We start from the raw sequence: 12,500 nt of genomic DNA, 5'->3' as shown, positions 1-12,500 counted from the left end.
GCATGGTTTCTATATTGGAACTCCCGGCTGAATCGGGTCAACATTTATTTAACCTTTCTAAAAAAAGTTGAAGAGGACGAGCATAATGATGCATTCATCGGCATGCGACTGTGAGGCCAGCCTGAGCGAGACCGTACGTGGGTTCTCTGCCCGGCACCCTGACAGCGTGATCTATCAGACATCGCTAATGAGCGCCCTGTTAAGCGGCGTATATGAGGGAAACACCACCATCGCCGATTTGCTGGCACAAGGTGATTTTGGTTTGGGCACCTTTAACGAACTGGACGGCGAACTGATTGCCTTTAGCAGCCAGGTGTACCAGTTGCGCGCCGACGGTAGCGCCCGCGCCGCGAAACCAGAGCAGAAAACGCCGTTCGCCGTGATGACCTGGTTCCAGCCGCAGTATCGCAAAACCTTCGATACGCCGGTCAGCCGTCAGCAGATCCACGACGCGATCGACCAGCAGATCCCTTCCGATAACCTGTTCTGCGCGTTGCGTATTGATGGCAACTTCCGCCACGCCCACACTCGCACGGTCCCGCGCCAGAAGCCGCCTTACCGGGCGATGACCGACGTCCTGGACGACCAGCCGGTGTTTCGCTTTAACCAGCGTGAAGGGGTGCTGGTCGGATTTCGCACGCCGCAACATATGCAGGGTATTAACGTGGCCGGTTATCACGAACATTTCATCACCGATGACCGTCAGGGTGGGGGCCACCTGCTCGACTACCAGTTGGAGAACGGCGTGCTCACCTTTGGTGAAATTCACAAACTGATGATTGACCTGCCCGCCGACAGCGCGTTTTTACAGGCCAACCTTCACCCAGGCAATCTGGATGCGGCTATCCGTTCCGTTGAAAACTAACAGGAGAACCATCGTGAACAGTGATAAACAGGTTCGCCAGTGGGCGCACGGCGCCGATATGGTTGTCGGCCAACTTGAAGCGCAGGGCGTTAAACAGGTTTTCGGTATTCCGGGTGCGAAAATCGACAAAGTCTTTGATTCCCTGCTGGACTCCTCCATTGAGATCATCCCCGTACGCCATGAGGCGAACGCGGCGTTTATGGCGGCAGCGGTAGGACGGTTGACCGGCAAAGCCGGGGTAGCGCTGGTCACCTCCGGGCCGGGTTGTTCAAACCTGATCACCGGCATTGCTACCGCCAACAGCGAAGGCGACCCGGTTGTGGCGCTGGGCGGGGCGGTGAAGCGGGCGGATAAAGCGAAACTGGTGCATCAGAGCATGGATACCATCGCGATGTTCAGCCCTGTCAGCAAATATGCCGTCGAGGTCAGTTCCCCGGACTCGATTGCCGAGGTTATCTCAAACGCGTTTCGTGCCGCCGAGCACGGCAGACCGGGGAGCGCGTTTGTCAGCCTGCCGCAGGATATTGTCGACCAGCCCGCCACTGGCGCCATTTTGCCTGCCAGCGGCCCGGCGATGATGGGCCCGGCACCCGAATCGGTGATTAACGATGTGGTGAAGCTCATCGACAATGCCAAAAATCCGGTCATCCTGCTGGGTCTGATGGCGAGTCAGCCTGCCAACAGCACGGCGCTGCGTAAGCTGTTGGAGAAAAGCCGTATTCCGGTGACCAGCACCTACCAGGCCGCCGGGGCGGTAAACCAGGAACACTTCACCCGCTTCGCCGGGCGCGTCGGCCTCTTTAATAACCAGGCGGGCGACCGGCTACTGCATCTGGCGGATCTGATTATCTGTATTGGCTACAGCCCGGTGGAGTATGAGCCGTCCATGTGGAACAGCGGGGATGCCACGCTGGTGCACATTGATGTGCTGCCCGCGTATGAAGAGCGTAATTATGTGCCCGACATCGAACTGGTGGGGGATATCGCCGCCACGCTGAACCAGCTTGCCAGTCGGATTGACCACAAACTGGAGCTGAGCCAGCGCGCGTCAGAAATTCTGGTCGACCGCCAGCATCAGCGGGATTTGCTCGATCGCCGCGGCGCCTCACTCAACCAGTTTGCCTTGCATCCGCTGCGTATCGTAAGAGCCATGCAGGACATCGTAAATAACGACGTGACGCTCACCGTGGACATGGGCAGCTTCCACATCTGGATCGCCCGTTATCTCTACAGCTTCCGGGCGCGTCAGTTGATGATCTCCAACGGTCAGCAGACCATGGGCGTCGCGCTGCCATGGGCGATTGGCGCCTGGCTGGTGAATCCGGGGCGCAAGGTGGTTTCCGTCTCCGGTGACGGCGGCTTCCTGCAGTCGAGTATGGAGCTGGAAACCGCGGTGCGTCTTAACGCCAACGTGCTGCATATCATCTGGGTGGATAACGCCTACAACATGGTGGCCATTCAGGAAGAGAAAAAATACCAGCGACTTTCCGGCGTGGCGTTCGGCCCGGTGGATTTCAAAGTGTATGCCGACGCTTTTGGCGCGAAAGGTTTTGCCGTGGAGAGCGCCGATGCGCTTGAGCCCACACTTCGTGCGGCGATGGATGTCGATGGCCCGGCCGTGGTGGCCATTCCCGTTGACTATAGCGATAACCCGCTGCTGATGGGCCAGCTCCATCTCAGCCAGATTTTATGACTCACTATAAGGACAGAAAAATGAAAAAAGTTGCTCTTGTAACCGGCGCAGGCCAGGGGATTGGTAAAGCGATAGCGCTTCGTCTGGTAAAAGACGGCTTTGCTGTTGCCATTGCCGACTATAACGATGAGATGGCGAGCGCCGTTGCCGATGAAATCAACCGTAACGGCGGCAGCGCCATCGCCGTGAAGGTGGATGTCTCTGACCGCGATCAGGTGTTCGCGGCGGTCGAGAATGCCCGCACAGCGCTGGGCGGTTTCCACGTTATCGTCAATAACGCCGGGGTTGCGCCTTCCACGCCCATCGAATCCATCACATCGGAGATTATTGATAAGGTTTATAACATCAACGTGAAAGGGGTGATCTGGGGGATTCAGGCGGCGATTGAGGCGTTTCGCAAAGAGGAGCACGGCGGCAAGATCATTAACGCCTGCTCTCAGGCGGGTCACACCGGTAATCCGGATCTGGCCGTCTACAGTTCCAGTAAGTTCGCGGTTCGCGGTTTAACCCAGACTGCCGCACGGGATCTTGCTCCGCTTGGGATCACCGTTAACGCTTACTGCCCGGGTATCGTTAAAACGCCGATGTGGGCGGAGATTGACCGCCAGGTGTCTGAGGCTGCGGGCAAACCGCTCGGCTACGGTACCGAAACCTTTGCCAAACGCATTACGCTTGGCCGCTTGTCCGAACCGGAAGATGTTGCCGCCTGCGTCTCGTACCTTGCCGGGCCGGATTCCGATTATATGACCGGCCAGTCTCTGCTCATCGATGGTGGGATGGTGTTCAATTAAATTCGACTATACCCGTCATGCTTCACGTTGCCTGTGCGCTCGGCTGGTCACGTACTTATCTACGTTATTCAGACTCGCGGCGTTCATGTAACACGAATTATTAAGATATAAGCTCTGACATGAGTTTTCCCCTGCATCCGTGCAGGGGCTTTTTTTGCAATAAAATAAGGGGGGACTGACACAGTGCAGGCGTGGCGTGCATGGTTATTGCGACTAAACCCGCAGCTTTGTCGCCATTAAACGAGGCGCTGTAGGCCATATGTGAAATGCAGCGCGGGTATGTGGCAGATAATCACCTTCATTCGAATGGCTGGCACGCCCGTGAATGATAAAGTCGTGCTTACGGGCCGCTTTCCAGGCGTTTTAAACAGAGCGTACTGGTTTAGAGATATTGGGTCCCCTTCGCTGCGGCTTCCGCAGCACAAAATCCGCGAGCTGTAATGTCAAAAAGAAACTCAATATCCGTTTGCTCAATATTCATCTTTTGACGGAACAACGCCTCAGTGTATGCGACACGCCATGTATTCATAATAATGGTGGCGAGCAGATGCGCCGTAGGGTCCGTCTCTGGTTGCCCGGCATCTGACGCCAACATTTTTCCAAGTTGTTTGCAAATAATATCAAATTGCATAATGCCAAAGGTGCTCAGCGTTGTGCTGTCCGCAACAACCTGCCAAAATTTAACGACATTCTGGTTAATCATAAAAACTTTATGTTTTTGCTCAAGTAATTCAGCCGTCAGCCCCTTCAATTTGGCGAGCGGGGACCGTTCGTTACGGTTCTTAAGGCTTTCCTCCAGTAATTCCGTTATCTCGCCCATGCGGTCAAACAACAGTTCTTCCTTACGCTCAAAATAGTTAGACACTGTCATCTTCGATACATTTGCCGCCTGCGCAATATCACTAATGGTCACGTTATCAAAACCATAGCGGATAAAAAGCTGAGTGGCTTCATTTGAAATGTGTTGGCGGGTAAGTCTCTTCTTCTGTTCTCTCAGCCCTTCCGGTTTGTTTGCCTTCATTGTTTTCCTCTCTCACCGATCAGCGGACAAACCCCCCTTGATCTTTTATTTGATATAAATTTATACTCGATAAAAGTTTATATCAAGTAAAAATAATGGTCGAAACCAATTATGGACACCATCATAAACCTAATTTTTATTGTTAACTCACTGTTTTCTTTCACATCCATTTATCTGGAAAGCCGGGTCGATACACATCGGAGACTACCATGCTATTGATAACATCAGCGATAACGCCTGCCTCTCTAGCCCAGGGGGACGCCAGCACAGGCGGTGTGGGCCGAAAATGGGGCATTCTACGTATGGCCTTTCTTGCCTTTATTGTTTTTGCTGGCATTTGTGCCTGGTGGATAGTCAACGGTTGGTACATCGAAGAAACCGATGACGCTTTTATCAAAGCGGACAGTATCTCCATTTCATCAAAAATCGGCGGATATGTTGAGGAAGTCCTGGTGACGGATAATCAAGGGGTACGAAAAGGGGAGCCACTGCTCCGTCTTGATAGCCGCCATAGCCACGCAGCGATCGATAAAAAAGTAGCTGATATCGCCAGGTTTGAAGCGGACAAAGCACAAGTGCAGGCGCAAATCGCACAACTGGAGGCGCAACTCATCCAGGCCGACGTGCAGCAACAAGCCGCTCGCCTGGCCGCCCAACATGCAGAAAATGAATGGGCTCGCTATCAACCACTGGTAAAGACAGGGGCGACCACACCACAGCAACTTGCCGACAGGGATAACGCCCGTCAACAAGCCTGGGCGCAATTACATGCCCTGGAAGCCGGAGTAAAAGCCGCCCGGGCAAAAATTGTCGAGTGTCACGCCGAAGAACAAGGATACGAGGCCCAGTTGCAGGGCGCCAAAGCCGACCTGCAAAGTAGCAACTTGGATTTAGAAGATACTGTTTTGCAAAGTATGCAGGATGGAACGGTGGGAGATGTGGGGGTCAGAGCAGGCCAGTACATCCAGGCGGGTTCACGTTTAATGTCGATAGTGCCAACCAAAAGCATTTACGTTATTGCCAACTTTAAAGAGACCCAGGTTGGTCGCATGCAGCCCAATCAACCCGTACGTTTACATATAGATGCTTTCCCCGGAAAAACTTTTGCAGGCCATATTGAAAGTCTTGCGCCTGCAACCGGATCGGAATTCGCATTATTGCCACCGGAAAATGCGACGGGCAATTTCACGAAAGTCGTGCAGCGGGTTCCGGTTCGAATTCGTTTCGATAATCAAGACATGCCATCAACGGTGATTGCAGGCCTGTCAGTAAGAGTTGAAGTTGATACACGCCAGGAACCTCAACATCATGGCTGAGCAAATCAAACCCAAAAATAACGCAACACTGACGGACTGGATTGCTGTTGCAGCAGGCGCGGCCGGTGCCCTTATGGCGACACTCGATGTCTCGATTACTAACTCGGCCTTACCGCAAATTCAGGGCGCAGTAGGTGCTACGGGAACAGAAGGAACCTGGATTACCACCGGCTATATGATGTCCGAAATTGTGATGATACCGCTGGTGGCATGGCTGACAAAATGGCTTGGGCTACGTAACTTGCTGGTTATGAATGCAACACTGTTTATTGTTTTCTCTTTTTTGTGTGGCTTTTCATCCAGTTTGCCGTTTTTGATTGCGGCCCGCGTGGGGCAGGGGTTCTGTGGCGGTGCCATGATCCCTACCGCGCAATCGATCGTCCGAACGCGTTTACCGTTACATCAACTTCCGGTCGGGATGACTGCATTTGGCCTGACAGTCATTATGGGGCCCTTGTTAGGGCCCGTTGTGGGGGGCTGGCTTACTGAAAATGCAAACTGGTCATGGTGTTTTTTTATTAATGGGCCAATCTGTCTCGTCATGTTAGTCATGCTGCTTTGCGGGTTACCTGCAGAGAAAATTAAATCGCACGAGTTTGTTAAAGCGGATTGGTTAGGAATCGCGGGTCTGGCGCTTGGCCTCAGTACATTGATAGCGATTCTGGAAGAAGGACAGCGAGAAAACTGGTTTGAATCAACAATGATTTGCAGGCTCAGCGTGATTTCGGTGACAGGCTTGTTGATGATTATCATGTCGCAAATATATGTTGAAAAACCCGTATTAAACCTCAGGCTATTTAGAAATAAAAGTTTCTCCTCTGTCATCATCATTATATTCGTTACCGGGATTGTGCTTTATGGCATTGCCTACCTGGTGCCGCAATTCCTTTCACATATCGCAGGGTATAATGCTGAGCAATCCGGTGGCGTATTGTTGCTTGCCGGAATACCCGCATTGTTATTAATGTATATTCTGCCCCGTCTGGTGACGAAGGTGGATATCAGGCTGATCGTTATTCCTGGCCTGGTGCTATTTGCAATAAGTTGTTTTATGGATACGTCACTTAGCATACAAAGCTCAGGGGATAGTTTTGTCATTTCACAACTGGTTCGCGGCACCGCGCAAATGCTCTGTATGATGCCACTAAACCAGGCGGCGATGGCGGCGGTGACAAAAGAAGAGTCGGGTGATGCCGCTGGTTTATATAATATGGCGCGTAACTTAGGTGGGGCGATAGGACTTGCGCTAATAGGGACATTTTTAGACAGAAGAGAAGCATTCCATAATACTGTTCTCAGGGAGTCAGTACATGCCAGTTCTCCGGTGGCTCAGTCTAAGTTCGAGGCGCTTGCAGGATCCTCCGTGGGCGGGGATAGCCATATCATATCGGCGGCTCAACTGGTAAAAATGATCGCGCAGCAGTCGTCTGTATTGGCCTATAATGAAACATACTTAGTGTTGATGGTATCGATTCTGTTGTGCATACCGATGGCGTTTTTGTTAAAACGGCCACAGAAAAAGTAATCGCCACTCTATTGTCATTATTATCTCTTTTATCGCTTAAGTATGTTTGAGACTATCCTGGCACAAATATTATTTCTGATGCCGTCGGTTGAAACTATAAATTTAACGCCAGGTCTGTGTTTTTTTATTATCCGCGCGCACTATTTCCATGGAAGGAGATAGTTTTCTTTTTTTTGCCAGATAAACCAGCAACCATCAGCCCCGGTAGAGAGTGAGAGTATTTAACTTTTATTATTTCGACGAATTACGCAGAATATCCGTTATCCGTATCATTGCTTCAAGGTCTTCTTCGCTTAGCCATTTTGCAAAATGTTCATAAATCCCGTTTTGATGCACGGGCTGAGCCATGGAGAGCTGAAGACGACCTTTATCTGTCATGCTGATAAATGAACTATTCCCGCCCTCGCTTTTTTTCTCGATTAATCCTCGCGTTTCCATGCGGGACAATTGATGAGACAAACGCGTCTTATCCCATTCAAGGAAAGTTTGTATATCGCACTGGCGCTGATGGTTACCGCCATTCATGCTGAGTTGCATCAGGATCGTAAAATCAGCGGATGATAATCCCGTTTTTTGTGTTATTTCGCGGCCTATACGAGAGGCAATCACTTCGCCCATTCGGCGAAACCCCCGCCACGCATTGATTTCACTTTGGGTCAGATCTTCTTTTTTCATAGGGTAGCCATCGTTAAGCAAAGTTGACATATCAACTCTGCCACTGTAAAGGTTGATATGTCAACTTAAACCATCACGAAGATGTACCCGGTCACCATAACGTCGAAGGATTTATGGTTCGACCATGCTCACTTTGCCTTGAGTAACGGGAGATCTTGCGTCCGTCCAGGACCTTACTCTCTTGATCATTGACTATTTATTTGCCTGATTTTAATGAATAAAGAGGAACACAGTATGACCGAATCGCATGAAATCGCCATTGTCGGTGGGGGCATTGGTGGACTGACGCTGGCTCGCATTCTTCAACAAAACGGCTTAGACCCTGTGGTCTTTGAACGGGATGCATCACGCTATGCACGTGACCAGGGAGGGACACTGGATATACACGCTGATTCCGGGCAGGTTGCGATAAAAGCGGCGGGTTTAGAAGAAAAGTTTCACGCCCTTGCAAGGCCGGAAGGGCAGCAAATGCGCATTGTGGATAAAACGGGTCACTGTTTTTGGGAGGAGTCGGTTGCGGAAGATAATTTTGATCGTCCGGAAATAGACCGCAAGCAACTGCGGGATCTGTTGATTGATTCTCTGGAGCCAGACCGCATACGCTGGGATCATCGTCTTGTCAGTACGCAACCTGCGGCAAAGGGTAGCCATTCGCTTTTTTTTGAAAATGGTATGCAGGTCCAGGCAAATATTCTTGTCGGCGCGGATGGCGCAGGTTCGCGGATCCGCCCGTTATTGACCTCTGAGGAGCCTTTTTATTCAGGTGTAAGCTTTATCGAAACAGAAATACTGAATCCAGACAGTGCATACCCGGTTATTTCTGCAATGGTGGGTAAGGGGAGTTTTATGGCGCTTTCTGACAATAAAGGGCTAATTGCGCAGCGTAATGGCGATAATAAAATCCGTCTGTATATCGCTTTACGATTACCTGAAAATAGCGATCAAAGAAATGTCCAGTCACTCTGCCCGACAGAAACACGTGAGGCGCTGGAGACCCTCTTCGCTGACTGGGCCCCTGCGCTGAGACATTTCATTCAGGCGAGTGAAGGGGCATTTTTACTGCGCCCCATTAATATGCTTCCTGTAGGGATCCAATGGGAAAATAATGCCACTATTACCCTGCTGGGGGATGCTGCACATCTTATGTCACCCTTTGCGGGTGCTGGCGCCAATCTGGCTATGCTCGATGCGTCAGAACTGGCCTGCGAGTTAGTGTCGGGTAACAAGCCTGCTGAGGCTATCAAGCGCTATGAGGCAAGAATGTTCGCGCGTGCACGATCTGCAGCACAAGAAAGCGCACGTAATCTTGAACTTAGCATTGCGATGAACGGCGCGGAAAATATGGCAAAATTGATGGCTTCATATTTACCCGGTTGTTAAGACACGCCTGGTTTTCTGTGTAGCGGCTTGTTGAGCAAATTTATTGTACCGATAAATAACTTATTGCTGCCTCAGGAGATTTATATCCAAAGAGAGGGGTAGCGTCTGTGCTTTTAGGAATGCATCCTGCCGCGATGCCCTGGTGAGACGCAGACCGGCCAGCCGCACGCCATCTCTTTTCGCTGGTATATCTATATCTCTTTAAAAAATATAAACAAAATAAATTAGGTTACATTTTTATGACGAAAGACTTTTTAAATTGATCCCGAAAACTGTTGACAAACTCAACGGTAAAGATAAATTTGAGCAACTGCTCTAATTTAACGTAATCCGTTGAGGTAGCGTAAAAGTCATTCTCAGGGATTAATAAAAAACACGCCATGACCAGGGGAGATACCGCTATGTCACATTTTTTCCAGACAACGAAGTTAAAGAAAACAAACAGGTTAACCGTGGCGTTTGCTTTCGCTATTCTCACCGCACCGACCTTAGCAAATGCTGCTACGTCAAAGGGTTATAATGTCGCCGTTTATCGGGGCCAGGCTGGATGTCCGGGGTGTTCCGAAATGGTTGTTAAATCTCTCGTCGGCACTGGTTTGCCACTGCATATTTCTTATGTGGGTGAAAAAGAAAAGCTAAAACTCAATGAGCAAACGCTAAAGAAATTTGATATCTATATTCAGCCTGGCGGCGGTCAGGATATTCCCGGTTCTTATGAGGTTATTGGCGATGAAGGGGCAGAGGCTATTCGTCAATTCGTGAAAAATGGCAAAGATTTTATTGGCATTTGCATGGGGGCCTATCTTGCCGATAAAGACTGGATAGGGCTCGTTGACGCCCCTCTTGAATCAGAAGTGGGAAGACCTGATTCACGTGCCAGGGATGAGGGAGATTACACCCTGCAAATCAAATGGAATAATAAGCAAGAAGCTTTTTACTTCCAGGATGGCCCCTATCTCAACAATACCACCTCAGGCAATGGGTTCCAGGCGATCGCGTATTACGAGAATGGAGATATAGCCATCGCCAGTTATAAATATGGCAAAGGAAACGTCATATTATCAGGGCCGCATCCCGAAGCCGATGAGAACTGGATAGACACTGCCGCTGCAGGGAATACCACAGCGGGAAGTAAGATGCAGCGAATTCTTGGCTATTTTGGTATAAAAAAGAACTAATTTCTACAGCACGTTTTCATACGTGCTCAGGAGAATTTTCCAAGGATTTTAAAAGAAAGCTCCGATATTTCATCAAGAAAATTACTTCTCTTGTTCTCTGAATAGTCGAGGATCAGCATACTGGAATATCCATCTATTAATGCATTTATTTGTCTGGCTGATACAGAGGCGTTTACTGAAAGGAATTCGCCTTCATCAAGGCCATAGCCGATGATGCCTTCAAGAATATTGATCCATTGAAGAGATTGATTATGCACCAGGGTAGCATAATCAGCATCACGCGCAGCCATCGGCCAGAGTTCAAGGTAGAGCAGCCAGTGTGCGGAGGGGGCGTCAGGTAATAGCGTACTGATATAGAGCTTAACTCTGTCGGTAGCGCTCATCCCTGGCGAGGCTTTCAGGGTTTCCTTGCACTCTTGTATATCACCGTCAAACATATATTCAACAGTCGCTTTTTTTAACGTTTCCCAGTCGCGGTAATAATGATAAATATGGCTTCTGGAAATATTAAGTTTTTGTGTTAAATCACGCGTGGAAACATTGCTGAATCCCTTTTCTCTGAAAAGCTGCAGAGCGGCTATCTTTATCAGTTCGGAAAAATTTGCCGTTTTCAAGATTTAACCTTTTTTAACGCATAAAATGAAATTATAACATAAGTGCTCTTATTCTGCACGCTTTCAAGCGCTTAACTGCTACGTGCCAGAGCGTAAAACGAGCAATATATATTTTTTTTGATTACCGCAGAGTTGATTGCAAACAAAAGACATACCTTGTTTTTAAATATCGTAGCCCTGGGAGCTACGCCATTTTCTCCATTTCATCCTGAGGCTTTTTTTATCGATGCCAATTTTTTCGTTGAGCACAACAATATTCAACATGCGGTCAGCACGGAAATGGCGGAAGTCCAGTTTTTCCTCACACCATGCGATGAGCAAGCAATGCGTCAGGTCATATCCTAATATGATCGGCCAAATAATCCTTTTCGATATCGTTCCATCTGCGGCACGGTACTCCAGAAACATTTTCCGGCTATCGCGTATTGCCGCCCGGATCAGGCGAGTGTCTACTTTCTCTATGCCAGAGTTTTCGGGTTTAACGGCAACGGCTGCGTCATTTAAAAAACACATCAACTTGTCAGGAATCACCGAAGCTATTTTAGACAGGACATCATTTGCATTGTTAGCAAGGGTGGCATCCGGCAGGTGTTTCACTAATTCAACCCCCAAAAAGACCGCCTCTAGTTCTTCTGCGGTAAACATTAAAGGGGGCATATCGTAATCTGAGCTCAGTATGTATCCTGTTCCCGCTTCTCCCTCTACAGGAACCCGTTGCCCGGCCAGGTCGGCAATATCCCGATAAATCGTGCGCTTAGACACCTCAAGTTCTTCTGCCAGCCTTGCTGCAGTAACCGGAAGCTTTTTCCTGCGAAGTATTTGGATTATCTGGAAAAGCCTGTCTGCACGTCTCATTTATTTTTTCCTGTTGCCACCACGGTGTCAGTAGATATGAATGATGATACCTCCTGATGCTGTTCCTGCCGCAACCTGGAGAATATTGTATGAAATTAGTTTCTACCCGACTCATTGTGCAAGACATCAATACAGTTGTTGAGTTTTATGAATTCGTTACAGGTGTTAGCGCTGACTGGCTTGCCCCGGTTTTTGCCGAAATTGTAACCCCGGGGGCCGTAATAGCCATTGGAAGCGAAGAAACGGTGGCATTGTTTAAGGAAGGGTGCGCAAAATCAGCCGCGAACCAATCCGCAATCCTTGAGTTTCTGGTAGAAGATGTAGACCATCAATTTAACAGATTAAAAGAATACGGTGTGGCGTTTGTCCATGAGCCAAAGGATATGCCCTGGGGGAACAGGACACTACAATTCCGCGACCCGGAGGGCACTCTCGTGTCATTATTCACACCTGTAACGGATAGCGCCAGACAGCGATTTAGTCGGTAATTGTGCCCATAATCCCCTTAAGGCGCGACAAAAAGAAAATCCACGCGATGGCGTGGATTTTATGAGGGGGTGGCAGTATGAGGTTTGATGCAACCTCAT

Annotated in this window: 12 protein-coding genes; 8 read left to right on the top strand and 4 right to left on the bottom strand. The window is 49.4% G+C overall.

From position 1 onward, the window contains the following. Positions 1-85: 85 nt before the first annotated feature. From budA to C5523_RS14860, 3 genes are read left to right on the top strand one after another with little or no spacing between them, the layout of a single operon-like run. Positions 86-865 carry an acetolactate decarboxylase gene (gene budA / locus C5523_RS14870; protein WP_071194003.1) on the top strand — a complete coding sequence of 260 codons (780 nt, stop codon included), beginning with the start codon at positions 86-88 and terminating at the stop codon, positions 863-865. 58 nt (positions 866-923) lie between these two features. After that, complete coding sequence (gene alsS / locus C5523_RS14865; RefSeq protein ID WP_369944949.1) at positions 924-2,558, top strand: acetolactate synthase AlsS; 1,635 nt, start codon at positions 924-926, stop codon at positions 2,556-2,558. 20 nt (positions 2,559-2,578) lie between these two features. After that, entirely contained in the window at positions 2,579-3,349 is a 771-nt protein-coding gene (locus tag C5523_RS14860; RefSeq protein WP_108701402.1) for a (S)-acetoin forming diacetyl reductase, read from the top strand. Positions 3,350-3,731: 382 nt separating this feature from the next. Here the strand turns inward: C5523_RS14860 and C5523_RS14855 are convergent, their stop codons facing one another. Beyond that, a complete protein-coding gene (locus C5523_RS14855) occupies positions 3,732-4,370 on the bottom strand; it encodes a TetR/AcrR family transcriptional regulator (RefSeq protein WP_108701401.1) in 639 nt (212 codons plus the stop codon). Positions 4,371-4,672: 302 nt separating this feature from the next. Here C5523_RS14855 and C5523_RS14850 point away from each other — a divergent pair, with 302 nt between their 5' ends. Together C5523_RS14850 and C5523_RS14845 are read left to right on the top strand one after the other, a co-directional pair. Then, positions 4,673-5,686, top strand: a complete 1,014-nt coding sequence (locus C5523_RS14850) for an HlyD family secretion protein (RefSeq protein ID WP_108701400.1) — start codon at positions 4,673-4,675, stop codon at positions 5,684-5,686. Further along, positions 5,679-7,211: a DHA2 family efflux MFS transporter permease subunit gene (locus C5523_RS14845; RefSeq protein WP_107223255.1), complete on the top strand. Its 1,533-nt coding sequence runs from the start codon at positions 5,679-5,681 to the stop codon at positions 7,209-7,211. Before C5523_RS14850 ends, C5523_RS14845 begins: the two co-directional genes overlap by 8 nt. Positions 7,212-7,442: 231 nt before the next feature. Here the strand turns inward: C5523_RS14845 and C5523_RS14840 are convergent, their stop codons facing one another. Then, on the bottom strand, positions 7,443-7,886 hold the full coding sequence (locus C5523_RS14840; RefSeq protein WP_108701399.1) for a MarR family winged helix-turn-helix transcriptional regulator: 444 nt from the start codon (positions 7,884-7,886) through the stop codon (positions 7,443-7,445). 234 nt (positions 7,887-8,120) lie between these two features. Between C5523_RS14840 and C5523_RS14835 the strand changes: the two genes are divergently transcribed. Continuing rightward, the gene (locus C5523_RS14835) at positions 8,121-9,266 is read left to right on the top strand and encodes an NAD(P)/FAD-dependent oxidoreductase (RefSeq protein ID WP_172960896.1); all 1,146 of its coding nucleotides are present in this window, start codon (positions 8,121-8,123) and stop codon (positions 9,264-9,266) included. A 401-nt stretch (positions 9,267-9,667) separates the two neighbouring features. Then, the gene (locus C5523_RS14830) at positions 9,668-10,444 is read left to right on the top strand and encodes a BPL-N domain-containing protein (protein ID WP_108702328.1); all 777 of its coding nucleotides are present in this window, start codon (positions 9,668-9,670) and stop codon (positions 10,442-10,444) included. A 26-nt stretch (positions 10,445-10,470) separates the two neighbouring features. Here the strand turns inward: C5523_RS14830 and C5523_RS14825 are convergent, their stop codons facing one another. Both C5523_RS14825 and C5523_RS14820 read right to left on the bottom strand, forming a co-directional pair. Further along, on the bottom strand, positions 10,471-11,058 hold the full coding sequence (locus C5523_RS14825; RefSeq protein ID WP_108701397.1) for a TetR/AcrR family transcriptional regulator: 588 nt from the start codon (positions 11,056-11,058) through the stop codon (positions 10,471-10,473). A gap of 162 nt (positions 11,059-11,220) precedes the next feature. Next, positions 11,221-11,913, bottom strand: coding sequence for a YafY family protein (locus C5523_RS14820; protein WP_108701396.1), 693 nt, complete (start codon positions 11,911-11,913; stop codon positions 11,221-11,223). An 89-nt stretch (positions 11,914-12,002) separates the two neighbouring features. Here C5523_RS14820 and C5523_RS14815 point away from each other — a divergent pair, with 89 nt between their 5' ends. Next, positions 12,003-12,401 carry a glyoxalase/bleomycin resistance/extradiol dioxygenase family protein gene (locus C5523_RS14815; RefSeq protein ID WP_108701395.1) on the top strand — a complete coding sequence of 133 codons (399 nt, stop codon included), beginning with the start codon at positions 12,003-12,005 and terminating at the stop codon, positions 12,399-12,401. The last annotated feature ends 99 nt before the right edge of the window (positions 12,402-12,500 follow it).

The sequence above is a fragment of the Phytobacter sp. SCO41 genome (assembly GCF_003073275.1).
GTDB lineage: Bacteria > Pseudomonadota > Gammaproteobacteria > Enterobacterales > Enterobacteriaceae > Phytobacter > Phytobacter diazotrophicus.
The sequence above is the reverse complement of the archived record's forward strand: the minus strand, read 5'-3'. Positions and strand labels throughout refer to the sequence as shown.

Coding starts and splice junctions, on each gene's coding strand:
- C5523_RS14855 (WP_108701401.1), bottom strand. CDS start 4,370: ATGAAGGCAAACAAACCGGAAGGGCTGAGAGAACAGAAGAAGAGACTT.
- budA (WP_071194003.1), top strand. CDS start 86: ATGATGCATTCATCGGCATGCGACTGTGAGGCCAGCCTGAGCGAGACC.
- C5523_RS14860 (WP_108701402.1), top strand. CDS start 2,579: ATGAAAAAAGTTGCTCTTGTAACCGGCGCAGGCCAGGGGATTGGTAAA.
- C5523_RS14840 (WP_108701399.1), bottom strand. CDS start 7,886: ATGAAAAAAGAAGATCTGACCCAAAGTGAAATCAATGCGTGGCGGGGG.
- C5523_RS14845 (WP_107223255.1), top strand. CDS start 5,679: ATGGCTGAGCAAATCAAACCCAAAAATAACGCAACACTGACGGACTGG.
- C5523_RS14850 (WP_108701400.1), top strand. CDS start 4,673: ATGGCCTTTCTTGCCTTTATTGTTTTTGCTGGCATTTGTGCCTGGTGG.
- C5523_RS14835 (WP_172960896.1), top strand. CDS start 8,121: ATGACCGAATCGCATGAAATCGCCATTGTCGGTGGGGGCATTGGTGGA.
- alsS (WP_369944949.1), top strand. CDS start 924: ATGGTTGTCGGCCAACTTGAAGCGCAGGGCGTTAAACAGGTTTTCGGT.
- C5523_RS14815 (WP_108701395.1), top strand. CDS start 12,003: ATGAAATTAGTTTCTACCCGACTCATTGTGCAAGACATCAATACAGTT.
- C5523_RS14830 (WP_108702328.1), top strand. CDS start 9,668: ATGTCACATTTTTTCCAGACAACGAAGTTAAAGAAAACAAACAGGTTA.
- C5523_RS14820 (WP_108701396.1), bottom strand. CDS start 11,913: ATGAGACGTGCAGACAGGCTTTTCCAGATAATCCAAATACTTCGCAGG.